Origin of the sequence: Neorhizobium galegae bv. orientalis str. HAMBI 540, assembly GCF_000731315.1 — a bacterium.
In the GTDB taxonomy this organism is placed as follows: domain Bacteria; phylum Pseudomonadota; class Alphaproteobacteria; order Rhizobiales; family Rhizobiaceae; genus Neorhizobium; species Neorhizobium galegae.
In genome coordinates, this window is sequence record NZ_HG938353.1 from 2,223,031 (window position 1) to 2,246,800 (window position 23,770).

Genomic DNA, 23,770 nt, shown 5'->3' on the forward strand with positions numbered 1-23,770 from the left:
TATGCACAAGGGAATGGGGTTCCTCCTGCAGACGATCGGCTTCGGATAAGCATCATGGCTTCCAGGACGTTCGCCGAAAAGAAGGATGACTATATTCAGTCTTTCTTGAGCCGTCGGTTTTCAGCCGCGGAAGTCTATTTTATTGCGACCATCTGCGTGCTGGTTGCGTTTGCGCTGCGCTTCTCGCTGCACGGCGTTCTCGACGATAAGGCGCCCTTCACATTCTTCATTCCGCCGATCCTCGTTGCCGCCCTTATCGGCGGCATGCGGGCCTCGCTTTTCGCCGTGGTGCTTTCGGTTCTGGCAGCCTACGTGATCAAGGAACTGACGCCGCGGGGGGCCAATTTCACGGAAATGGCGATGATCGGCATCGTCGGCGTGGTGATCGCGCTGCTCGGCGAAATACTTCACTCTGCCCGCAAGGCGATCGGAAAAGCCCAGGCAAAAGCCGACTCCCGCGAAGCGCATCTTCGCTCCGTCCTCGACACTGTTCTCGATGCCAGCATCGTCAGCACAAGGGACGGCACGATCGTCTCCTTCAATGCCGCAGCAATCCGCCAGTTCGGTTATGGCGAAGACGAGGTGGTCGGCCAGAACCTGCGCATGCTGATGCCGGAACCCTACCACCGCGAACATGACGGCTACATGGAAAGGTATCTGAGGACCGGTGAAAAGCGGATCATCGGCATGGACCGCGTGGTCGTCGGACGACGCAAGGACGGCTCGACCTTCCCGATGAAGCTTGCAGTCGGAGAGACCCATACCGGCGGGGAAACCTTCTTCACCGGCTTCGTGCGGGACCTGACCGAACGCGAGGAGTCGGCTGCACGCCTGCAGGAGATCCAGGGAGAGCTCGCCCGCCTCGCCCGCCTCAATGAAATGGGCGAAATGGCATCCACCCTTGCCCACGAACTGAACCAGCCGCTCTCGGCGATTGCCAATTATGTGCACGGCTGCGCGCGCCTTCTGCGCGACATGGACGAAGCCGTCGCAGTGCGCATGCGCGAAGCGTTGGAAGAGACGGCGAACCAGTCGCTCCGGGCGGGCCAGATCATCAAGCATCTCAGGGAATTCGTGACCAAGGGCGAAACGGAAAAGGCGCCGGAGAACATCCGCCGCCTGGTCGAGGAAGCCGGCGCTCTGGCGTTGGTCGGCTCGCGCGAAAAAGGCGTCCGTGCGATCTTCGAATTCGCGCAAGGGCCGGAAATGGTCACCGTCGACCGCATTCAGGTTCAGCAGGTGCTCACCAACCTGATGCGCAACGCCATCGAGGCGATGCGCGACAGCCAGCGGCGGGAACTGGTCATCCGCACCCTCCAGGAAAACGAGGACATGATCCAGGTGATCGTCCAGGATACCGGCCCCGGCATTCCCGAAGAGATCGCCGGGCAGCTTTTCAAGCCCTTCATCACCACCAAGGCGGGCGGTATGGGGATAGGGCTTTCGATTTCCAAGCGCATCGTCGAAGCGCATGGCGGCGAGATGACGGTGACGCGCAACGCGGCCGGAGGCGCGACGTTCCGTTTCACACTCCCGATCGACAAGGAGGAACGCGAGAATGCAGACGGGTGACTACACGATCCATATCGTCGACGACGAGGAGCCGGTCAGGAAGTCCCTCGCCTTCATGCTGACCATGAATGGCTTTGCCGTACGCATGCATGAAACCGCCTCGTCCTTCCTGCAGTTCGCGCCGAGCGTCAGGAACGGTGTTTTGGTTACCGACCTCAGGATGCCGGACATGACCGGCGTCGAGCTGATTCGCAAGCTGACCTCCAGCCGCGCCGGCATTCCGTCGATCGTCATCACCGGCCATGGCGACGTGCCGATGGCAGTGGAGGCGATGAAGGCAGGCGCCATCGACTTCATCGAAAAACCTTTCGGGGACACGGTCATCATCGAAGCGATCCAGCGGGCTGCCGAGCTGCTGTCGGACAAAACGCTCGATACCGACGACCTAGCCGAGGTTCAGACACGGCTTGAAAGCCTGAGCGATCGGGAGAGGCAGGTGTTGGCCGCCGTGGTTGCCGGTCTGCCGAACAAGTCGATTGCCTACGATCTCGACATAAGCCCTCGCACCGTCGAGGTGCATCGCGCCAACGTCATGAGCAAGATGAAGGCGAAAAGCTTGCCACAGCTCGTTCGCATGGCAATGGCTGCCGGTTTCGGTCCCAATTGAGGGCCCCCAAATTTATTGAAACTTTCTTGATCTATCGCAAAGCGCAAGTCCCCCCGCAGGCACTAGATGTCTCCCTTCAGCAGCTCTCCGGCTGCCCCACCCGCGCGGGAAATTCGGTGTTATCACAAGCGAGAACCATAATTGTCATCGCGCCCGATCTCGGTCTCAGGCAGTCGTTGACATTCGCACTGGAGGTGGAGGGCTATCACGTCGAGGCTCACGAATCCTGGCGCAAGGGCACCATCACCGCCGGCCAGACGCTTTGCATGATCATCGACGATCAGGTACTGCGTGCTTCGAGCGACGCCCTGCAGCGTCTGCTGCAGTCGGGCCAGGCCGTGATCCTGCTTACCGACGGCATGTCTCCGTCCGTCGAAGGCGAGCTCGGCCCGATCCAGAGCCTCACCAAACCGTTCAACGGGGCCGATCTCCTGGGTCTCGTCAAGGACCTTGCGCTGACAGCCTGAGCCGCGTCGGCTGCCGTCGTCCCGCCTGCCCTACGTAAATCCCCCTAGTGATACAACCCAATTTTCCCCCTGCACGTCTTCTGGCATCTTGAGACTACAGCAAGGGGAGACGTGAAGATGCACACCGCAGCCGCTCATGCCACGAAATTGGAGCTCACCAAGAGCCAGATCGTGATCGCACCCCAGACCGCGGGTCTCTTCCGGGCCAATTCTGTGACGACCTTCAATGCCGGCGCTGAAATCTACGCTCCCGGCGACAAGGCAGGAACATTCTATCACGTCGAATTCGGTGCCGTGCGGATCCACCGCCTGTTGTCGGACGGAAGGAGGCAGGTCATTGCCTTCCATCTGGCCGGAGAAACTTTCGGGTTCGAGGCTGACCGGACCCATAGTTTCTTCGCCGAAGCCATCGCTCCGACAGGTTTGCGCGCCATCAACCGCGCAGCCAATGACCAGGCCTTGCCGGAACTGCTCTCGCTGGCGCTGCGCGGCATGCTGCGCGCCCAGGAACATATCATGATGATCGGCCGCCAGACGGCGGTGGAACGGATTGCCGGCTTCCTCGTCGACATGGCGGAACGCCAGGGCGGGCTCGAACATTTCGACATACCCATGACCCGGCTGGATATAGCCGACTATTTAGGCCTGACGATCGAAACGGTGTCGCGCGTTTTCGCAAAACTCCGTGCGGCCGGCCTTATCAAACTGCGGAGCATTCGTTGCATCGAAATCAAGAAGCACGAAGCACTCCGCAGCCTCTGCGCATGACAGTGAATGAAAGTGCATAGCAGTGCATGAGCGGACGGTGGCGGCCGTCCGCTGACCATGGAAGTGCATATCTCCTCAATTTCGTAACATCCTCCCTCACTGCTAAGCGGCAGGTCGTCGTCCCCCGGCGACCTGCCGCAAAGTCGTGCCTGCCGACCGGCAGACACCTCAGCATCAGTCCCGCGCCACTTCCAATTCATCGAGCAAACCGCGCATCTGCCGGACGATCTCGCTGCTCGTCTCATGGGAAACAGGCGCCTGGAAACCGAAGGCAATCGCACGTTCGTCCTTGCTTCCGACTTGCCGGCGGCAGGAGCTGTGGACCTCGTGCACGCCGGTTTCGCGAACCACCCGTTCGACGGTCGACAGATTGATGCCGCCGCCGGGCATGATCGACACCCTGTCTCCCGCCCGCTCGACAAGCACCTTCAACATCTCGATCCCATCGGGTCCGCTGACTTTGAGGCCGGAGGTCAGGACGCGCTCGGCGCCGAGAGCGATCGCCTGCTCCAGTGCTTCGAACGGATCCGGCACCAGATCGAAGGCGCGGTGAAGCGTTACGCCCAACCCTTGCGCATGCGTCATCAGCCGCTTGAGCAAGGCCATGTCGAGCGTCATGTCCGGGCGGCTCGCGCCGATCACCACACCCGCAAGGCCCGCCGCCCGCACCGCATCGATATCGGCCATCATCGCTGCCTCGTTGTCGGCGTCGTAGACGAAGCTGCCGGCGCGGGGCCGGATGATCGCATAGACCGGGATCGGCGCCTTGGCGGCAAGCGCGATCATGCCGGGCGGCGGCGTCAGCCCGCCGACATCGAGCGCGGCGCAGAGTTCGATGCGGTCGGCGCCGCCGGCGATGGCAGCCGCCAGACCTTCGGGACTATCGACGCAGACTTCGAGCAGGATGGACAGGATCAGTCTCCTTGATGACCGGCACTCTCGTAACAGCAGGCGCCCCTGAAAGGTACTCTAGTGACCTTGAACGGCACTCTGATGGCCAAGCACGGCCGCGCCGACCAACCCACCATCCTCCTGACGGAGCGCCGGTGTCACCAGCGGGTGATCGAAGCGGTTGAGGATACGCCTGCGCACCGCCCTGTCCAGCGCATCGATGAGCGGCGTGACCGAGGCAAGGCCGCCGCCGACCGGCACGATCGACGCGCCGGTGACATTGACCGATAGCGCCAGCGGATCGGCGATCAGTTCAAGGTAGACTGCGACGGTCCTTGCCGCCCTCGCCTCGTCCGCCTGCCAGTCCTCGAGAATTCGGTAGCTGGTCTCCTCGCAGCCATGCAGGAAATGATGCAGCCGCTCGATGCCGCGCGCCCCGCCGATCGTATCGACGCAGCCGGACTGGCCGCAGCCGCAGGAAAAGCGCGGGATATGCAGCGTCTCGCCGTCAAGCTCGACGCTCGTGTTGAGGATCGGGCCATGACCCCATTCGCCGGTGACGCCTCCCGCCCCTCGCACCAGCCGACCGTCAATCGCCAGGCCTCCGCCGATGCCGGTGCCCATGATGGCGCAGAAGACCACAGAATGACCGCGGCCAACGCCCTCGTTGGCTTCGGCAAGCGTCAGGCAGTCGGCGTCATTGGCGGCCAGCACCGGTCGTCCGAGGATCGCCGAGAGTTCGTCGCCGATCCGCCGTCCGGTGATGCAGGGAATGTTGGCCGAGGTCGCGATGCCGCTACGCGGATCGATGAGACCGGCAATCGACAGCGCCAGCGGCGAACCGGGATCGCCCGATTGCGCATTGCGCTGGATCAGCGCTGAAAGCGAGGCGCCAAGCTCGTGCCAGTCCGCGGCCGGCGTCGCCACCTTTTCGAGCGGCACCAGCGCACCCGGCGCCGGCGAGACCGCGAATTTCATGAACGACCCGCCGATATCGACGCAGAAGACCGGCTTTGCCGGCCCGATCCGGCCTGTCGTGCGGGGTGTTGCGGCGATGCTCATTTGCGCGGATCCAGAAGGTCGCGAAGGCCGTCGCCGAGGATGTTGAAGCCAAGCACGGTGATCATGATCGCCAGCCCCGGAAACAGCGACATCCAGATGTTGAGGCCGAGATAGTTGCGGCCGTCGCTCATCATCGCGCCCCACTCGGGAAGCGGCGGCTGGGCGCCGAGGCCTAGGAACGACAGGCTCGCAGCGGACAGGATGACGGTGCCGGCGGTCAGCGTCGACTGCACGATGATCGGCCCGATCGCGTTGCGCAGGATGTAATGGCTCATGATCCGGCGGCGCGAGATGCCGAGCGAGATGGCGGCTTCGACATAATCCATGCCCTTCAGGCCGAGCGTCAGGTTTCGGCTGAGCCGGGCGTAGACCGGCACGGAGAAAATGGCAATGGCGATCAAAAGGTTGATCAGGCTGGAGCCGAGCACGCTGACGATCAGGATGGCGAGCACGATGCCCGGAAAGGCAAACAGGATGTCCATCGTCCACATGATCGCCTGGTCGACATAGCGACCGCTCATGCCGGACAGAATGCCGAGCGGCACGCCGACCAGCACGGCAAGGCCAACGGCCAGAACCACTTCGGCAAGCGAAATGCGTGCCCCGAAAATGACGCGGGCAAAAATATCGCGGCCGTTGTCGTCGGTACCGAACGGATGCTGCCAGGACGGCGGTTCCATGGTTGCCAGCAGGTCCTGCACATAAGGATCGGCGGGTGCGATCAGCGGCGCGAAGATCGCCGCAGCCACGATGATGCCGATCAGCAGACCGCCGAGCGTGATGCTGCGATGCGTCGCCATCCAGCGAAGTCCCCGCAGAAAAGCCGGCCGGCGCGGCACGATATCGGAGTCAATGGACGCCATCAGTCGAACCTTATCTTCGGGTTGAGGAAGGCGATCAGCAGTTCGGCGAAGAAGTTCATCATCACCACGCCGGTGACGGCGACGAGCGTGACGCCCTGGATGACCGGGTAATCGCGGTAGCGCACCGCATCTACGAGAAAACGCCCGATCCCCGGCCAGTTGAAGACGGATTCGGTCACGACTGCGCCGCCCATCAGGCTGCCGAAATTCAAGCCGACAATGGTGATGATCGGCAGCAGCGCATTGCGCAGCGCATGGCTCCAGTAGATGGTCGAGGGCGCGACGCCCTTGGCATAGGCGGTGCGGATATAATCCTGGCTCATCACCTCGATCATGCTGGACCGGGTCATGCGGGCAATCACCGCAGTCGGCAGCACCGCAAGCGTGATCGACGGCAGGATGAAGCTTTTCCACGAACTGGCGCCGAGCAGCGGCAACCAGCCGAGATGGACGGAAAACGTATTCATCGCCATCAAGGCCAGCCAGAAATTTGCGATCGAGGCCCCGGCGATCGCGAGAATCATCACGAACTGGTCGGGCCAGCCGTGCCGGTAGATCGCCGCGATCATCCCGGCCGGCACGCCGATGCCGATGCCGATCAGATAGGCGGTGATCGCCAGCCCGATCGTAAACGGCAGGCGCTCGCCGATTTCGGCGACGACCGGCAGTTTGGACTTGATCGAGGTGCCGAGATCGCCCCTCACCGCCCCATAGGCAAACGAGGCATATTGCGCCGGCAGGCTGCGGTCGAGGCCGAGCCGGACGGTCATGTTGTCGACCGCCTCCTGCGTGGCTTCCGGTCCGGCCATCAGCCGCGCCGGATCGCCCGGCAGCGCGCGGATGGCCACGAAGACCAGCAGCGAAACGCCGACCAAGATCAACGGCAGAGCCAGCAATTTCTTGAGGATATAGGCTTTCATGCGCCTGTCCTGGAGCCCGTTTTCCCGGCCCCTTGTTTCATAAAAGAAAACGGCGGACGGATTTCTCCGGCCGCCGTACTGTTGATATTACTTCTTGGCGTCCTTGACGACGATCAGGCCGCCGGGGATCACCCAGGCACCCTTGACGCCGGCGCGCGTCGCAAACAGGTCCTGCTTCGTGTAGAGCAGAACATGCGGGGCCTGATCGTTCACCTGCTTCTGGGCGTCGACATAGATCGCGTTGCGCGCCTTCTCGTCGAGCGTCGAAGCCGCCTTGTCGATCAATTCATCGAGCTTGGTATCGGAGAAGAAGCCGAGGTTGGCACCGGCCGGCGACGCGCTCTTCGTGTAGTAGAGCGGGCGGAACTGCAGGTCGGCGCCGTTGACGCCCGACGACCAGGAGGCGATCGAGGAGCCGATATTGTCCTTCTCCTTGCCGGCCGGATCCTGGAAGGCCGCCTTCGACCAGACGCCGCCTTCCATCTTGCGCACGTCCAGCTTGACGCCGGCCTTGGCCCACATCGCCTGCAGCAGTTCGCCGATACGGGCTTCCTGCTCCTGCACGATGGTCGACATCGCGAAACCGTCCGGATAACCGGCCTCCTTCAGGAGCTGCTTGGCCTTCTCGATATTGTACGGATAGGGATTGAGCGTCTTGTCATAGCCGGGGGTGACCGGCGCGAGCGGCGAGTTGGCCGGTGTCGCATAACCGTTCATGAACGCCTTGACGAGGCCTTCGCGGTCGGTCGCATAATTCAGCGCCTGGCGGACGCGCACGTCGTCGAGCGGCTTCAGCTTGGTATTGAGCGAGACCCAGAACACGGCCGAACCGTCGGTCGTCGATAGCTTCATCTCAGGGTTTGCCTTGACCTGCGCGGCAAACGCGGCCGGGAACGGATTGATCACGTCGGCATCACCCGTCTGCAGCGCCATGTTCATGACCGAAGGCTCGGCCGTCCAGGTCCACTTGATCTGATCCTCGCCCTTCGGCGCGCCGCCCCACCAATCGGAATTCTTGGCCTGCAGCACGTATTCGCCGGACTTGTATTCCTGCAGCTTGTAGGGACCGGTGCCGACGGCCTTGGAGCCGACCGTGCCGGCCGCATCGGCGGTCGGGCTGACCATCAGGCAGGGCCCGGTCGAGAGTAGCGCGAGGAAAGCCGGATACTGCGTCTTCAGCTTGAACTGCACGGTCATCGGATCGACGGCGGTGACACCTTCGAGGAAGGTCCGCAACCGGCCGCTGGCGGCAAGGCCGCGCTTGGTGTCGAGGTGACGGGTGAAATTCTTGACCACGGCATCGGCATCGAAGGCCGTGCCGTCATGGAACTTAACGCCCGGACGCAGCTTGAAGGTCCAGACGAGACCGGAAGCATCTGCCGACCATTCGGTGGCGAGCGCGGGCTTCAGCGACAGATCGGGATCGCGCTTGACGAGGCCTTCGTACATCGGGTCGAGGAGAGCGGCGGTATAGGTGGCGGTCTGGTCGCCCGGATCCATGGAGCGCGGGGCTTCGGTCTGCATCACGTTGAGCGTCGCGGCGCTTGCCGCAACCGGAAACACGAGGCTACCAGCAACCGCGCAGGCGAGCGCGAAATGGCGACTTTTCAGGAACATGGTCATGGTCGTTCACCCTTGGTTTTGTTGACACGAGGGCGGTCGTTGCCGCCTTAGATCATTTTTATAATTTATTGGCGTTGATTTGTTCATTTTCTGAACTTAGTGTCAACCCACCTTCACAAACAGAAAACAACTGCCTTGAACGCTCTGCTCACCTCCTCCCAGCGCCAGCTCGTGCGCGTCATCAGCGAGTCCGGCCCGCTCAGCCGCACCGAGATGGCGAACCTGCTGGGCCTGAGCAAAGCGGCGATGAGCGGCATTGCCCGCGACCTGATCGACCTCGGCGTGCTGCACGAGACCGAGACGGTCTACGGCCAGGGCCGACCTTCGGTTCGGCTCGACCTGCATCCGGAATGCGCCTTCTTCGTCGGCATCTCGCTGCTCGAAGATCCGGCGCCGATGATCCTCAGCGACCTGAACGGCAAGATCATCGCCCGCCAGTCGATACCGCTGTCACGCGATCCGCATGTGATTGCGCAGGCGATCACCGAGGGCCTGCCGAGCCTGCTCGAAGCGCACCCGGACGCAAAGGAAAAGCTCTCGGGCATCGGCGTGGCGCTCTCAGGCTTCGTCGACGAATCCCAGGCCAATTGCGTGCAATCCACCCTGCTCGGCTGGCAGGACGTGCCGCTGGCAAAGATCATCCGCGAGCGTTGCGGCATCGAGACCTTCATCGAGAACGACGCGAAGGCGGTCGCCGTCAGCGAAAAACTGTTCGGCAGCGCCCGCGAAATCCAGAGTTTCAGCGTCGTCTCGCTCGGCGACGGCATAGGCTGCGCCCATTTCATCGACGGCAAGCTCTATCGCGGCAATCACGGCGGCGCCGGCGAAATTGCCCATTGCACCATCGAGCCCGGCGGCTCCCCCTGCCGCTGCGGCAAGCGCGGCTGCCTCGACACGGTCTCCTCGATGAAGGCGATCAAGGAAATGTCGCGCGCCGAAGGGCTCGAATGCACCTCGCTGTCGGATATCGAATACGAGGCATCGACAGGCAACGCCGCCGCGATCCGCATCCTGCACCGCGCCGGCTCGGCGCTCGGGCTTTCGATCGCCAACCTCATCCAGATCAACGACCCTGGCCTGATCCTGATCACCCATGTCGAAGGCTCGTTCGACGGCCTGTTCGGCACGGTGGTCAACCAGGCGATCGAAACCAACGTGCTGCCGCGTTACGCCGGCCAGACGCCGATCCGCATCAAGCGCGTCGATGGCGATGTCTGGGCGCGGGGTGCGGCCAGCATCGCAGCCCATAATTTCCTGATCGGCCCAAACTCCAACTGAGGTTTCCCATGCGTATCGCTGTCGGCGGCATCCATATCGAATGCAGCACCTATAATCCGGTTCTCAACGAGGAAAAGGATTTTCGCGTCGTGCGCGGCGACGACCTGACGGCAGCGCCCTATTTCGCCTTCCTCAAGGATTACGACGCCGAGTTCCTGCCCACCATCCATTGCCGCGCCATTGCCGGCGGCCCGGTCTCCCGCTCGACCTACGAGCGCTTCAAGGCCGAATTCCTCGACCGGCTGAAGCCCCTGCTGCCGCTCGACGGCCTCTACCTCGCCATGCACGGCGCCATGTATGTGCAGGGCATGGAAGATGCCGAGGGCGACTGGATCACCGCCGCCCGCGACCTGGTCGGACCGGACTGCACGGTCTCGGCCAGCTACGACCTGCACGGCAATGTCAGCCACCGGATTATCGATGCGCTCGACATGTATTCCACCTACCGCACCGCGCCGCATATCGACGTGGAAGAGACCATGCGCCGCTCGGTGAAGATGCTGGTCGAGAGCCTGAAGACCGGCGTCAAGCCGGTGCTACTCTGGGCGCCGATCCCGGTCGTATTGCCCGGCGAACGCACCTCGACCGTCGATGAGCCGGCCAAGAGCCTTTACGAAATGATGCCGGAAATCGATGCGATCGACGGCGTCTGGGATGCCTCGCTGATGGTCGGTTACGTCTGGGCCGACGAACCGCGCGGCACCGCCGCCGCGATCATGACCGGCACCGACCGCGCTGTGCTCGAACGGGAAGCCAGGCGCGTCGCCCGGGCCTATTGGGATGCGCGTGAAAAATTCGTGTTCGGCTGCGAGACCGGTTCGATTGAGGAATGCGTCGACAAGGCGATCGCCTCGAAAACCGCGCCGGTCGTGCTCGCCGAATCCGGCGACAATCCGACCGGCGGCGGTGTCGGCGACCGCGCCGAGGTGCTGGCCGACCTGATCGCGAAAAAGGCAACCGGCGTCGTTTTCGCCGGCATCGCCGACAAGGCAGCAACCGAGGCCTGCTACGCGGCCGGCGTCGGCGCCGAACTCGACCTCACGATCGGCGCAACGCTCGATACGATTGGCAGTCAGCCGGTCAAGGCGAAGGTCAAGGTCCAGTTCCTCCACGAGACGCCCGACCTTGCCGATCGGCAGACCGTCGTCGCCATCGACGGCATCGAACTCGTCCTCTCCGCCAAGCGCCGCCCCTACCACTACATCGCCGATTTCACCCGCCTCGGCCTCGACCCGAACGGCGCCAAGATCATCGTCGTCAAGTCGGGTTACCTCTCGCCCGAGCTGGCGCCGATCGCCAACCCGAACCTGATGGCCCTGTCGCCGGGCGTCGTCGACCAGTTCGTCGAGCGCCTGGAACGCCACCGCAAGCTGAAGCCGACCTATCCCTTCGACAAGGATTTCGCCTACGAGCCGCAGGTGTTTGTCTCGGCAAGGTCGAAGTGACGATGCACGAAGCGGCTTTGAAGACGAGGGTTTCCCACCCTCCCTCATTCCTGTGCTTGTCACAGGAATCCAGCCACGGCGCGTCTGCGCGGTGAAAGGAGTCTTCCGCGCCCAAGGACTTGGGCGCACTGGATTCCTGTGACAAGCACAGGAATGAGGGAATGAGAGGCTGGCGCCAAGGTGACACAGAAAGCGCACCACCTCGCTAATTGCTCCGATGAGCATCCCACCCAAAACGGGGACGCTTTCAGCGCTCCTGAAAAACTCTTCCGGCGGCTTTCAAACACTTAGCCGCTATCCTTTTCCCCGCGCGTCCCCGCATCCCGCAATCGCTCGCATAATCCCCCCGTCATCGGATGGGAAACCGGGTTCGCGAACCGGCCGCATCATCCGGCTCGCAAGGTCCGGTTTCCGGTGATGGTCGAGGAGGCGGTTCAAGGGGCCTGACAATCCCCGCAAACGCAGAAGCGACCGGGGCAGGCGGAAAGCCTGAATACCCAATACCCCGAAATACCCCGCCTGCCCCATTCCCGCAAAACGGAACCGCCGGATTTTCATCCGTGCGGCCAAAAGTGCTGTCTGGAAAAGAGGTCGTGACGTTGACCGGCCGACTATTCCCCGGCAGCCGCAAACACCGAGCTGGCGTCGCTGACGATCGCCACATGCGAATAGGCCGCCTGCCCTGCCGCGACCGTATCGGCGCGGATGATGGCGGTGACGATCTGGTCGTGTTCCTCATAGGATTTCGCAAGGCGCCCCGGCAGGCGGAACTGCGCGCGGCGGAAAGGTGCCAGCCGCGCCCGCGTCTGCGTCACCATCTCGAAGACGTGGTCGTTATGGGCGCCGCGATAAAGCCTTGTGTGGAATTCGGTATTGTGCGCAGCATACTCTTCTTCGGCACCGGCATGCACGAGCCGCATCGAACCGCGATGTTCGAGTTCCAGCGCCCGCCGCTCGTCGACCGTCATCCGCTCCGCCGATAACCGGGCGCAAATACCTTCGAGCTCGGCCATCGCCTCGAACATCGAGTGCAGATAGGTCCCGGTGACATTGGTGACGACGGCGCTGCGGTTCGGCTCGCGGCCGACAAGCCCCATGGCGCCGAGTTCGCGCAGGGCCTCGCGCACCGGCGTGCGAGAAACCTCGAAACGGGAGGCGAGCGAGATCTCGTCGAGCTTCTCGCCCGGCAGGAGGGCGCCGGTGACGATCATGTCGGCAATCGCCCGCACCATCTGCTCGACGGTGGTTCCGGTACGGATGACTTCTCTGCGCCTGACCTGCTTCACGGGACGATTCTACTTGACCTTACAATTTGCATACAGATGCCGTTCCGGACTCGATAAGTCAAATAACGCCGCCAACATCACGTTAATTTTCAGCTTTCCAATGTCGGAAAGGCACCACCGGCGATTGCCGTATTGCCCCTCCGGCGGATTGCTGAACAAATAATAACTATTGATTATTTCTTAAGCGGAAACGCGATGAATCTGTATGCACTTTTCTTTTCAAAGTTTCTGGGTTGTAGAATTTCTGTTCAATAACAGTGGCTTGAATTCTGGCACGCACATTGCATGCACTTTACTGTACCCGTTCGAAACCGGCCCAGAGCCGCAAGGAGCATGCCGATGACCAAACTCCTTCCCATGAACCGCCGCAATTTTCTCCAGGCTTCCGCTGCCGGCCTGGCTGCCGGCACCGTGCCCGGCCTGCTCGGTTCGCAGGCCATGGCGCAGACCGCGCTCACCGTCGGCTTCATCTATGTCGGCCCGAAGGACGACTATGGCTACAACCAGGCGCATGCCGAGGGTGCGGCCGTCATCAAGAAGATGCCGGGCATCACGCTGGTCGAAGAGGAAAACGTTCCGGAAACCGTCGACGTCCAGAAGACCATGGAGTCGATGATCAACCTCGACGGCGCCACCCTGCTCTTCCCGACCTCCTTCGGTTATTTCGACCCCCACATGCTGGCCATGGCTGCGAAATATCCGAAGATGCAGTTCCGCCATTGCGGCGGCCTCTGGCAGGAGGGCAAGAACCCGATGAATACCGGCTCCTATTTCGGCTATATCGGCCAGGGCCAGTATCTGAACGGCATCGCCGCCGGTTACGCGACCAAGAGCAAAAAGATCGGCTTTGTTGCGGCCAAGCCCATCCCGCAGGTGGTCCAGAACATCAATTCCTTCCTGCTCGGCGCCCGTTCGGTCGATCCGACCATCACCTGCCAGGTGATCTTCACCGGGGAATGGTCGCTCGCCGTCAAGGAAGCCGAAGCCACCAACGCGCTGGTCGACCAGGGCGCCGACGTCATCACCTGCCACGTGGACAGCCCGAAAGTCGTCGTCGAGACGGCTGCCCGCCGCGGCGCCTTCGTCTGCGGCTACCATGCCGACCAGAGCGCGCTTGCCAAGGATAAATACCTGACCGGCGCCGAATGGGCCTGGGGCAATGTCTACACGAACTTCATCAAGGCAGCCCAGAGCGGCGGCAAGCTCGGCAATTTCGTCCGCGGCGGCCTGAAGGACGGCTTCGTCAAGATGAGCCCGCTCGGACCGGCCGTTTCCGCGGAAGGCCGCAAGAAGTTCGAGGCGACGCTTGCCGAGATCATGGCTGGCAAGTTCTCGGTCTTCAAGGGCCCGATCAAGGACAACAAGGGCAATGTCGTCGTCACCGCCGGCACCGCCTTCGCCGAGGATGCGATCGAACTCGAAAGCATGGGTTACCTGGTCGAGGGCGTCGTCGGGTCCACGTCCTGATCTCGAGGTGAAGGAGAAGCGCCATGACGGTCGAAGCGAACGATCCGGGACTATCGATAGCAACGGGGAGCGGAGCTTCGCTGCGCCCCCTCCTCGAATGGCTGGCGCGACGGGCTGAGCCCGTGGCGATCGGGCTGGTGGCGATCCTGATCGGCCTGGCGCTTTTCTCCCTCTTCATCCTGGCGGTCGGCAAATCGCCGCTCACCCTTTTCCAGCTCATGTATACGGGCGGTTTCGGAAGCTGGTTCTCGATCCAGAACAGCCTGTCCCGCGCCGCACCGCTGCTGCTGACCGCACTCTGCGTCGCGCTGCCGGCAAGGCTTGGCCTCGTCATCATCGGCGCGGAGGGCGCGGTCGTGCTCGGCGGCGTCGCGGCGGCGGCCAGCGCCATTCCCTTCGTCGGCGTGGTGCCGCCGATCGTGCTCTTCATCTTCATGGGTTTCGCCGCCATGGTCGTCGGTGGCATATGGATCGGCTTTGCCGGTTTCCTGCGCCACTATCGCGGCGTCAACGAGACGATCTCATCGCTGCTTCTGGCCTATATCGCGATTGCCCTGATGAACCAGTTCGTCGAAGGGCTGCTGCGCGATCCGGCGAGCCTCAACAAGCCATCCACCAAACCCCTGCCGAAGGAATACATGCTCGGCCAGATCCCCGGCATGGACGTCCACTGGGGCCTCGTCATCGGCGTCGTCGCCTGCATCCTCTCCTGGGTGCTGATCGAGATCACCAGCTACGGTTTCGCGGCCCGCATCGCCGGCGGCAATGTCCGCGCCGCGCAGATCCAGGGCCTTCCGGTCGGCAAGCTGATCGTCGGTTTCACCGCCATTGCCGGCGGTTTCGCCGGCCTCGCCGGCATGATCGAGGTCGCAGCGGTGCAGGGCAGCGCCAATGCCTCGCTTGCCGCCGGTTACGGTTACACCGGCATCCTCGTTGCCTTCCTGGCTCGCCACAATCCGCTGGCGATCATTCCGGTCGCCATCCTGCTCGGCGGCATCTCCGCCTCGGGCGGCCTGATCCAGCGGCGCATGGGCCTGCCCGATGCGACGGTCCTGGTGCTGCAGGGCACGCTCTTCATCGTCATCCTCTTCTGCGAGACCTTTTACGGCCGCTTCAAGATCTTCAATCCTGACCTCTGGAAAAGGAGCTGACCGATGGAAGACACAGGTATCGGCCTCTGGGGCGTGCCACTGGCGATCTTCGCAGGCGCAATCCGCGTTTCCACCCCATTCATCTTCGTCTCGCTCGGCGAGACGATCACCGAGCGCTCCGGCCGGATCAATCTCGGGCTTGAAGGCACGCTCGTTTTCGGCGCCATGACCGCCTATGCCGTGGCTGTGATGACCGGTTCGCCAACCTTGGGCGTGCTGGCCGCGATGGCGACCGGTGCCCTGTTCGGCACGATCCACGGCTGGATCTGCAAATGGCCCAAGGTCAACGACATCGCCATCGGGATCGCCATGATGCAGTTCGGCCTGGGCCTCGCCTTTTTCCTCGGAAAATCCTTCATCCAGCCGGTGGCGCCGAAACTGCCCTCCATCCCGCTCGGAACCTGGTCGGCCGTGCCGCAGGTTCAGGCGGCGCTCAACATCAACGTGCTGTTCTTCATCGGGGCGGCGCTGGCCCTTTTCCTGTTCTGGGCCTTCAAGAACACCCGTATCGGGCTCATCCTGCGTGTCGTCGGCGACAGCACCGATGCCGCCCGCGCCATGGGCATCAACCCCGACCGCGTCCGGCTCCTGGCGACCGCCGCCGGCGGATCGCTCGCGGCGATCGGCGGCGCCTACCTGTCGCTCTTCTACCCCGGCTCCTGGAACGAGGGCATTTCCTCCGGACAAGGCCTGATGGCGGTGGCGCTGGTGATCTTCGCCCGCTGGAACCCGATCGGCTGCTTCCTCGCCGCGCTGCTGTTCGGCGGTGCCGGCGCACTCGGCCCTGCCCTGCAATCCGTCGGCGTGACGCAGGGTTATTACCTGTTCTACGCGGCGCCTTACGTGCTCACCCTCATCATCCTGATCGCGACCTCGTCGCCCACCCGCTCGCTTGCCGGTGCGCCGGGCGCGTTGTCGCTGACGAAATAGGCCGCAAACCGAATTGGAGAGACCCGATGAACAGCCTTTCCCCCGCCGTGGTGGCTGGCCAGACACTCAGCTATATCGACGCCGATCCCTATGCCTGGCCCTATAACGGCGCACTCCGGCCCGACAACACCGCGCTGATCATCATCGACATGCAGACCGACTTCTGCGGCAAGGGCGGTTATGTCGACCACATGGGCTACGACCTGTCGCTGGTGCAGGCGCCGATCGAGCCGATCAAACGCGTCCTCGCCGCCATGCGCGCAAAAGGCTACCACATCATCCATACCCGCGAAGGCCACCGTCCGGACCTTGCCGACCTGCCGGCCAACAAGCGCTGGCGTTCGCAGCGTATCGGCGCGGGAATCGGCGATCCTGGCCCTTGCGGCCGCATCCTCACCCGCGGCGAACCCGGCTGGGACATCATCGAGGAACTCTATCCGATCGAAGGCGAAGTCATCATCGACAAGCCGGGCAAGGGTTCCTTCTGCGCCACCGACCTGGAACTTATCCTCAACCAGAAGCGCATCGAAAACATCGTGCTGACCGGCATCACCACCGATGTCTGCGTCTCGACCACGATGCGCGAGGCGAACGACCGCGGCTTCGAATGCCTGATGCTGGAAGACTGCTGCGGCGCCACCGACTACGGCAACCACCTCGCCGCCATCAAGATGGTCAAGATGCAGGGCGGCGTCTTCGGTGCCGTCTCCAACTCCGATGCGCTCGTGAAGGCCCTGCCCTGATGTCCTCCCTGCGTGCCCACGTTTATCGCATACCCGCCGACGGCCCGGACGATGTCGCCGGCGTCGAGGCGCTGTTTGCGGGCGGCCTTGCGGTCAAGAATGTCGTGGCGGTGCTCGGCAAGACCGAAGGCAACGGCTGCGTCAACGATTTCAGCCGTGGATACGCGACCCGCAGCTTCGAGGACCTGTTCCACAGGCATGGTGTCGATGGGGTTTCAACCGTCATGTCGGGTGGAACCGAAGGCGCGCTTTCGCCGCACTGGACGATCTTCACCCGCGAAACTGTGGAAGCGCCCGGCGAACGAGCGCTCGCAATCGGTGCCTCCCGCACACCCGTTCTGCCCACCCATCATCTCGGACGCCGGCAACAGGTTCTGCTCGTCGCCGATGGGGTCAGGATGGCGATGCGGGATGCCGGTATCGACGACCCGGCGGATGTGCATTTCGTCCAGATCAAATGCCCGCTGCTGACGTCGCGCCGGATCTCCGAGGCGGAGGCCGCGGGCGCCACCGTCGCGACCCGCGACACGCTGAAGTCGATGGGCCTGTCGCGCGGCGCCTCCGCGCTCGGCGTCGCGGTGGCGCTCGGCGAGGTCGACGAAGCGGAAATCGCCGATGCCGATATCGGTATCCGTTTTGACCTCTTCTCGAATTGCGCCTCGACATCGGCCGGCGTCGAACTGATCGACCACGAGATCATCGTGCTTGGCATGAGCTCCCAATGGTCCGGCCCGTTCGCGATCGATCATGCGGTCATGGAAAACGCGATCGACGCACATTCAGTCCGCCGGGCGCGTGAACGCCTGCCGGAAAACAGCCGCCTTGCAGCGGTTCTCGCCAAGGCCGAGCCGGACCCTTCCGGCAAGATCGGCGGCAAACGCCATACAATGCTGGACGATTCCGACATTTCCGGCACGCGCCACGCCCGCGCTTTCGTCGGCGGCGTTCTCGCTGGCGTTTTCGGCATCACCGACCTCTACGTCTCGGGCGGCGCCGAGCACCAGGGACCACCCGGCGGCGGCCCCGTCGCTATTATCGTCGAAAAGGAGACTTGAAGTGAGCATCGTTCGCGATACCCCACTCCCGCAGACAGGCAAGGCCGTCGGCATCGAGACGCTCGGCATGACCATGCGCTTCGGCTCGTTCACCGCGCTCGACAACGTCTCGATCAGCGTGCCCGCCGGCTCGTTCCACGCGCTGCTCGGCGAAAACGGCGCCGGCAAGTCGACGCTCGTCAAATGCATCATGGGCTTCTACCACGCGACATCCGGCTCCCTTTCGGTCGACGGCCGCGAGGTCTCGGTCGCCTCGCCGAAGGATGCCGCGACCTACGGGCTTGGCATGGTCTACCAGCAATTCACGCTGGTTCCCTCGTTGACGGGTGCGGAGAACCTGGTGATCAGCCGCACGTCCGTGCCCTCGGTGATCAATTGGGCGAAGGAGCGCAAGGATCTTGCCGCGTTCATGGAGCGGATGCCGTTCCAGATCCCGCTCGAACGGCCGGTAAGTGAGCTCGCGGCCGGCGAAAAGCAGAAGCTGGAGATCGTCAAGCAACTCTATCTCGGCCGCTCCTTCCTGGTCCTCGACGAACCGACCTCGGTGCTGACCCCGGCCGAAGCTGACGAGATGCTCGGCATCGTGCGCGGCATGACCGAACGCGGCGAACTGACCGTGCTGATGATCAGCCACAAGTTCCACGAGGTGACCAAGTTTGCCGACGCCGTATCGATCCTGCGCCGTGGCAAGCTGGTCGGCACCGGCAAGGTCAGCGAACTCTCGACCTCCGACATGGCGGCAATGATGATCGGCGACGTCAAGCTCGCCGAACTCGACAGCCGCCTGCCCGTGCCGGAGGCGGCGAAATCGGTGCTGAAGGTCGAACAGGTCAAGGCGCCGGACCGCTCCGGCCTGAAGACGATCGAGATCGACAACCTGACGGTCCGCTCCGGCGAGATCGTCGGCATTGCCGGCATTTCCGGCAATGGCCAGAAGGAGTTGACCGAAATCCTCGCCGGCCAGCGCCCGACCGACAGGGGCACCGTGACTGTCAACGGCGAAACCTATGGCGCCACCCGGCCCGAGACCCGCAAGAACAATGTCCGCTTCATTCCCGAAGAGCCGCTGCAGAACGCCTGTGCGCCAAAAATGACGGTCAGCGAAAATCTCGCCTTCCGCACCTTCGACCTGAAGGGTGACGGCAAGGATGCCATCTGGCTGAACAAGGGCGAGATGAAGAAGCGCGCCTCGTCGCTGATCTCGGATTTCAAGGTAAAGACCGCCTCGTCCTCCTCGCCGATTGCCGCCCTCTCCGGCGGCAACGTGCAGCGCGCCGTGCTCGCCCGCGAACTGACCGGCGATGTCGATCTGCTGATCGTCTCCAACCCCTGTTTCGGCCTCGATTTCTCCGCCGTGGCGGAAATCCGCGCCCGCATCATGAGAGCCCGCAACTCGGGCACCGCCGTGCTGCTGCTCTCCGAAGACCTCGACGAGCTGCTGGAAATGTCGGACCGCATCATGGTGATCTCGGAGGGCAAGCTGGTCTACGAAACTCCGATCCGCGCTGCCGATATCGGCGTCATCGGCGCCCATATGGCGGGGCATCACTGATGGGTCAGATCAAGGCAGAACCCTTCGCCTTTCCTGCGAAACCCGAGGCACTGGCACTCATCGTCATCGACATGCAGCGCGATTTTGCCGAGCCCGGCGGTTTCGGCGCCAGCCTCGGCAACGATGTCGGGCGCATCACCAAAATCGTGCCGGACGTCAAACGCCTCATCCAGGGTTTTCGCGATGCCGGCCTGCCGGTCATTCACACGATGGAATGCCACAAGCCTGATCTATCCGACCTGCCGCCCGCCAAGCGTGATCGGGGCAATCCGACGCTCAGGATCGGCGATGTCGGCCCCATGGGCCGCGTGCTGATTTCCGGCGAGCCCGGTACGGCAATCATTTCTGAACTCGCGCCGATCGACGGCGAAGTGGTGATCGAAAAGCCCGGCAAGGGCGCCTTCTACGCCACCGAACTCGGCGAGGTTCTGAAGGCGAAGGGCATAAATCAGCTCGTCTTCGCCGGCGTGACAACGGAAGTCTGCGTCCAGACGACGATGCGCGAGGCGAACGATCGCGGTTACGAATGCCTGCTCGCCGAAGAGGCGACCGAGAGCTATTTTCCTGAGTTCAAGGCGGCGGCCATCGCGATGATCCGCGCCCAGGGCGCGATCGTCGGCTGGACCGCCCATGTGGACGACATTCTGGAAGGGATCGCGCCAAAGGGGACGACCAATGCCTGAATCAACCCGCGAACTCTTGACGTTAGGCGGCTGGAAAGACTTGGAATTCGAGCCCTTCCGCGACGAGGTCACCATCCACTGGATCCGCCCCTTCGAGGGCGACCAGCCGGGCGTGGCGCTGCTGAAATACGAGGCCGGCGCCGGCGTTCCCCGCCATCGCCATGAGGGCCTCGAAACCATCTTGGTGCTCGAAGGCGTGCAATCCGACGAGGCTGGCGACTACGGCCGCGGCAGCTATATCGTCAATGCGCCCGGCACCGAACACTCCGTCTGGAGCGATACCGGCTGCGTCGTGCTGATCCAGTGGGACCGGCCGGTGACAATACTGGAAGAGGAAATGGCATGAGCCTGCCGGAAAAGACACAAGCCTTCGATATCGCCTCGCTTCACGCATTCTACCAGGATGGCGGCAGCGTCGCGGAAGTCGTCGAAGCGGTTTTCGCACGGATCGCCGAGGTCGACGATCCGGGCATCTTCATCCATCTGGCCGACAAAAACGCCGTCCTTGCGGAAGCCGACAAACTCGGCGCCTTCGATCCCGAAAAACCGCTGTTCGGCATTCCCTTCGCGGTGAAGGACAATATCGACGTCGCCGGCATGCCGACCACCGCCGCCTGCCCGGACTATGCCTACATGCCCGAAAGAGACGCGACCGTGGTCGGCCTGCTCAAGGCAGCCGGTGCGATCGTCATCGGCAAGACCAATCTCGACCAGTTCGCGACCGGTCTTGCCGGGGTACGCTCGCCCTATCCGATCCCGAGAAATGCCGTCGATGCGAAACTCGTGCCGGGCGGCTCCTCTTCCGGCTCAGCGGTGGCGACGGCGCAGGGCATCGTCAGCTTCGCGCTTGGCACCGATACCGCCGGTTCGGGGCGCATCCCGGCCGGCCTCAACAATATCGTCGGGCTGAAGCCGAGCGTTGGCGCGCTATCGACCACAGGCGTCATTCCCGCCTGCCGCACGCTCGACTGCGTCTCGATCTTCGCACTGACCGCAGACGACGCCTGGACGGTCTTCTCCGTCGCCGCGAAATACGACGAGACGGACGCCTATTCGAAGGCGGTTCCGGCGACCGGATTCGGCTCCGCGCCACCGGTACTGACGGTCGGCGTGCCTGCCAAGGCAGACCTGCAGTTCTTCGGCGATACCGTGATGGAGGCCGCGTATGGCGACGCCGTGGTGATGCTGACAAGGCTCGGACACCGCATCGTCGAAGTGCCCTTCGGCGAATTCTACAAGGTCGCCAATCTTCTCTATGAAGGCGCTTGGGTGGCCGAGCGTTATGCGGCGGTAAAGCCGTTCTTCGACACCAGGGAAGAAAGCTTCCACCCGGTAACGCGAAAAATCTATGGCGGCGCCAAATCGCTCTCCGCAGCCGACGCCTTCAAGGGCTTTTATGCACTGCAGCCCCTGAAGAAGACACTGGCGCCGGTGATCGCCTCCGTCGATCTCTTCTGCGTGCCGACGGCGCCGACCCACTACACGGTTGCCGATCTGGAGGCGGAGCCGATCCGGGAAAACTCGCGGCTCGGCACCTATACCAACTTCGTCAATCTGCTCGACATGTGCGGCATCGCCGTGCCGACCGGCACCCGGGCCGACGGCCTGCCGGCAAGCGTCACGCTGCTCGCTCCCTTCGGCCACGACGGACTCACCGCGTCACTGGCCCGTGACCTTCACCAGGCGAGCGGGCTCACCCTCGGCGCCACTGGCTGGCTGCTTCCCGCGCCATCGGAAATGCCCGCAATCGTCGCCAGCGATGACCTGATCGACGTCATCGTGGTCGGTGCTCACCTTTCCGGCATGCCGCTCAACCATCAGCTTACCGATCTCGCCGGCACCTTCTCCCGCGTCGCGCACACCTCCGCCGCCTATAAGCTTTACGCGCTTGCCGGCACCGTGCCGCCGAAACCCGGTATGGTCCGCGTCGCCGAAGGCGAAGGTGGAGAAATCGAGGTCGAGGTTTGGAAACTGACCCCGGCAGCCTTCGGCCTGTTTGTCGCAGCGATCCCGTCGCCGCTCGGCATCGGCACCATCACGCTCTCGGACGGCACCTCGGCCAAGGGATTTCTCGCCGAACCGTTCGCGCTTCAGGGCGCGCTCGACATCACCGCCTTCGGCGGCTGGCGGGCCTATCTCAAGGAGTTCGCATCGCTGCCGCGGGTCGGCAAGACAGCTTGATCTGCGGCAGATGACCGCGAGGGCACACAGATCCGGAAAAGATGCGGGTGTGTGGGAACGCCTTCACGTGCCGTCCGTTCGACTGCTGCGCCAATCAGGCGCTGGAGGAGAAATCATGGGTATCGAACAGGCACCAACCGAAAAGGGACGTGAAGCGGCGCGCGGTTTGAAGCAGAGCACCCGCAAGGAAGAAAAGAAGGTCGAAGCCCAAAAGGGTTCGGATCTTGCCAAGGGCGCCGACCGGTTCGAGGAAAGGTCGAAGAGCTCGGACGGCAAGAGCGCGGGCACCAAGCAGAAATAGCCCCAGCCGTTCTGCGCTACATCGTCCATGTCTCGCTGATGCGGCGGATGCATTGCAGCAGATTGACCGTCGGCGGCGTCATCAGGCCCTTCTTGCGGCGGTAGACGCGAAACGTCCGCTGCCAGTCGAGTTCGGGCACGTTGACGCGTGCCATATTGCCCCGTTCCACCTCTTCCCGGACAAGAGGCAGCGGCATCCAGCAGCATAGCGCTTCCGAAAGCACCGCGGCCTTCAGAACCGGCACCGAGCGGGAGATGATCGAGGGCGCGCTCGGCTCCAGCGCATTGTCGTGGAAACGCCGCTGCCATTCCCGGACGGTCGGTGTTCCCGGCGGCGGCATGGCCCAGTCGAAGCCTGCCGCTTCGGCAAGCGTCACATGCTCCCGCTGGATGACAGGGTGATCGGAGCTGGCAAAGACCGAGACCGTATCGTGCATGATATCAGGCGTTGCGATGATGATATCGTCGTCGAGATAGGGCTCCGGCGAAATCGCGATATCGATCGTGCCGCCCTTCAGCCCTTCCAGCACCCGGTCCTCGAGATCCTCGATGACCTGATACCGGACTTCCGGATGCTGTTTGCGCATCTCGCGGATGACGGCGATGATGAAGCCGCTGACGACGCTCGCCACCCCGCCGATCCGTACCACGCCGCGGCTGGCGCCCCGCATCTGCTGGATGACGTCCGTCGCATTGCCGATCTCGGAAACGACCAGTTTGGCATAGGGCAGCAGCGCATCGCCGAACACGGTCGGCACCACGCCGCGGGTGGTGCGCTCGAAGAGGGGAACGCCATAGCTGTCCTCCAGCCGCTTCAGCATGCGTGTGATCGCCGGCTGGGTCATGTTCAAGGCAGTGGCGGCCGCGCCGAGGCTGCCGCGCCGCGCGCATTCCAGAACGATTTGAGCCGATCGCACATCCAAAGT

Annotated in this window: 23 protein-coding genes; 16 read left to right on the plus strand and 7 right to left on the minus strand. The window is 63.2% G+C overall.

Annotated elements, in window-relative coordinates; all coding sequences use genetic code 11:
• Positions 1 to 54: 54 nt before the first annotated feature.
• The 4 genes from RG540_RS11065 (at position 55) to RG540_RS11080 (ending at position 3,414) form a co-directional block, all read left to right on the plus strand.
• Positions 55 to 1,572 (plus strand): sensor histidine kinase, encoded by a 1,518-nt coding sequence (locus RG540_RS11065; protein ID WP_038587727.1) that lies wholly within the window; start codon positions 55 to 57, stop codon positions 1,570 to 1,572.
• Entirely contained in the window at positions 1,559 to 2,179 is a 621-nt protein-coding gene (gene fixJ, locus RG540_RS11070) for a response regulator FixJ (protein ID WP_038543629.1), read from the plus strand. Before RG540_RS11065 ends, fixJ begins: the two co-directional genes overlap by 14 nt.
• Positions 2,180 to 2,295: 116 nt before the next feature.
• Positions 2,296 to 2,646: a response regulator gene (locus tag RG540_RS11075; protein ID WP_038587730.1), complete on the plus strand. Its 351-nt coding sequence runs from the start codon at positions 2,296 to 2,298 to the stop codon at positions 2,644 to 2,646.
• 117 nt (positions 2,647 to 2,763) lie between these two features.
• The gene (locus RG540_RS11080; RefSeq protein WP_038587734.1) at positions 2,764 to 3,414 is read left to right on the plus strand and encodes a helix-turn-helix domain-containing protein; all 651 of its coding nucleotides are present in this window, start codon (positions 2,764 to 2,766) and stop codon (positions 3,412 to 3,414) included.
• Between the two features lie 174 nt (positions 3,415 to 3,588).
• Here RG540_RS11080 and RG540_RS11085 read toward each other — a convergent pair whose 3' ends face one another.
• The 5 genes from RG540_RS11085 to RG540_RS11105 form a co-directional block, all read right to left on the minus strand.
• Positions 3,589 to 4,326 (minus strand): copper homeostasis protein CutC, encoded by a 738-nt coding sequence (locus tag RG540_RS11085; RefSeq protein WP_038587736.1) that lies wholly within the window; start codon positions 4,324 to 4,326, stop codon positions 3,589 to 3,591.
• 57 nt (positions 4,327 to 4,383) lie between these two features.
• Positions 4,384 to 5,367, minus strand: a complete 984-nt coding sequence (locus tag RG540_RS11090) for an ROK family protein (RefSeq protein ID WP_080724914.1) — start codon at positions 5,365 to 5,367, stop codon at positions 4,384 to 4,386.
• Positions 5,364 to 6,230 (minus strand): ABC transporter permease, encoded by an 867-nt coding sequence (locus RG540_RS11095; RefSeq protein WP_038587738.1) that lies wholly within the window; start codon positions 6,228 to 6,230, stop codon positions 5,364 to 5,366. The genes RG540_RS11090 and RG540_RS11095 overlap by 4 nt, the downstream gene beginning before the upstream one ends.
• Positions 6,230 to 7,150 (minus strand): ABC transporter permease, encoded by a 921-nt coding sequence (locus tag RG540_RS11100; RefSeq protein WP_038587740.1) that lies wholly within the window; start codon positions 7,148 to 7,150, stop codon positions 6,230 to 6,232. The genes RG540_RS11095 and RG540_RS11100 overlap by 1 nt, the downstream gene beginning before the upstream one ends.
• Before the next feature lie 87 nt (positions 7,151 to 7,237).
• On the minus strand, positions 7,238 to 8,773 hold the full coding sequence (locus RG540_RS11105) for an ABC transporter substrate-binding protein (protein ID WP_155414632.1): 1,536 nt from the start codon (positions 8,771 to 8,773) through the stop codon (positions 7,238 to 7,240).
• Between the two features lie 135 nt (positions 8,774 to 8,908).
• On the opposite strand from RG540_RS11105, the gene RG540_RS11110 reads away from it, so the two are divergent.
• Positions 8,909 to 10,051: an ROK family transcriptional regulator gene (locus RG540_RS11110; RefSeq protein WP_244446650.1), complete on the plus strand. Its 1,143-nt coding sequence runs from the start codon at positions 8,909 to 8,911 to the stop codon at positions 10,049 to 10,051.
• A gap of 8 nt (positions 10,052 to 10,059) precedes the next feature.
• Positions 10,060 to 11,496, plus strand: a complete 1,437-nt coding sequence (locus RG540_RS11115; RefSeq protein WP_038587743.1) for a M81 family metallopeptidase — start codon at positions 10,060 to 10,062, stop codon at positions 11,494 to 11,496.
• A 611-nt stretch (positions 11,497 to 12,107) separates the two neighbouring features.
• Here the strand turns inward: RG540_RS11115 and RG540_RS11120 are convergent.
• On the minus strand, positions 12,108 to 12,782 hold the full coding sequence (locus RG540_RS11120) for a GntR family transcriptional regulator (protein WP_038587745.1): 675 nt from the start codon (positions 12,780 to 12,782) through the stop codon (positions 12,108 to 12,110).
• 339 nt (positions 12,783 to 13,121) lie between these two features.
• Here RG540_RS11120 and RG540_RS11125 point away from each other — a divergent pair, with 339 nt between their 5' ends.
• The 10 genes from RG540_RS11125 to RG540_RS11170 all read left to right on the plus strand — a co-directional run bounded on the left by RG540_RS11125 (position 13,122) and on the right by RG540_RS11170 (position 22,845).
• Positions 13,122 to 14,249, plus strand: coding sequence for a BMP family ABC transporter substrate-binding protein (locus RG540_RS11125; RefSeq protein WP_038587747.1), 1,128 nt, complete (start codon positions 13,122 to 13,124; stop codon positions 14,247 to 14,249).
• A 23-nt stretch (positions 14,250 to 14,272) separates the two neighbouring features.
• Complete coding sequence (locus tag RG540_RS11130; protein ID WP_038587749.1) at positions 14,273 to 15,400, plus strand: ABC transporter permease; 1,128 nt, start codon at positions 14,273 to 14,275, stop codon at positions 15,398 to 15,400.
• Between the two features lie 3 nt (positions 15,401 to 15,403).
• The gene (locus tag RG540_RS11135) at positions 15,404 to 16,330 is read left to right on the plus strand and encodes an ABC transporter permease (protein WP_038587751.1); all 927 of its coding nucleotides are present in this window, start codon (positions 15,404 to 15,406) and stop codon (positions 16,328 to 16,330) included.
• Positions 16,331 to 16,356: 26 nt separating this feature from the next.
• Complete coding sequence (gene biuH, locus RG540_RS11140) at positions 16,357 to 17,073, plus strand: biuret amidohydrolase (protein WP_038587753.1); 717 nt, start codon at positions 16,357 to 16,359, stop codon at positions 17,071 to 17,073.
• Positions 17,073 to 18,128: a cyanuric acid amidohydrolase gene (atzD, locus tag RG540_RS11145; protein ID WP_038587755.1), complete on the plus strand. Its 1,056-nt coding sequence runs from the start codon at positions 17,073 to 17,075 to the stop codon at positions 18,126 to 18,128. Before biuH ends, atzD begins: the two co-directional genes overlap by 1 nt.
• Position 18,129: 1 nt before the next feature.
• Positions 18,130 to 19,680 carry an ABC transporter ATP-binding protein gene (locus tag RG540_RS11150; RefSeq protein WP_038587758.1) on the plus strand — a complete coding sequence of 517 codons (1,551 nt, stop codon included), beginning with the start codon at positions 18,130 to 18,132 and terminating at the stop codon, positions 19,678 to 19,680.
• Positions 19,680 to 20,363 carry a cysteine hydrolase family protein gene (locus tag RG540_RS11155; RefSeq protein ID WP_038587761.1) on the plus strand — a complete coding sequence of 228 codons (684 nt, stop codon included), beginning with the start codon at positions 19,680 to 19,682 and terminating at the stop codon, positions 20,361 to 20,363. Before RG540_RS11150 ends, RG540_RS11155 begins: the two co-directional genes overlap by 1 nt.
• On the plus strand, positions 20,356 to 20,709 hold the full coding sequence (locus RG540_RS11160; protein WP_038587764.1) for a cupin domain-containing protein: 354 nt from the start codon (positions 20,356 to 20,358) through the stop codon (positions 20,707 to 20,709). The genes RG540_RS11155 and RG540_RS11160 overlap by 8 nt, the downstream gene beginning before the upstream one ends.
• A complete protein-coding gene (atzF, locus tag RG540_RS11165; protein WP_038587768.1) occupies positions 20,706 to 22,544 on the plus strand; it encodes an allophanate hydrolase in 1,839 nt (612 codons plus the stop codon). The genes RG540_RS11160 and atzF overlap by 4 nt, the downstream gene beginning before the upstream one ends.
• A 115-nt stretch (positions 22,545 to 22,659) precedes the next feature.
• On the plus strand, positions 22,660 to 22,845 hold the full coding sequence (locus tag RG540_RS11170; RefSeq protein WP_038587770.1) for a hypothetical protein: 186 nt from the start codon (positions 22,660 to 22,662) through the stop codon (positions 22,843 to 22,845).
• A gap of 16 nt (positions 22,846 to 22,861) precedes the next feature.
• Here the strand turns inward: RG540_RS11170 and RG540_RS11175 are convergent, their stop codons facing one another.
• Positions 22,862 to 23,761 carry a LysR family transcriptional regulator gene (locus RG540_RS11175; protein WP_162182801.1) on the minus strand — a complete coding sequence of 300 codons (900 nt, stop codon included), beginning with the start codon at positions 23,759 to 23,761 and terminating at the stop codon, positions 22,862 to 22,864.
• Between the last annotated feature and the right edge of the window lie 9 nt (positions 23,762 to 23,770).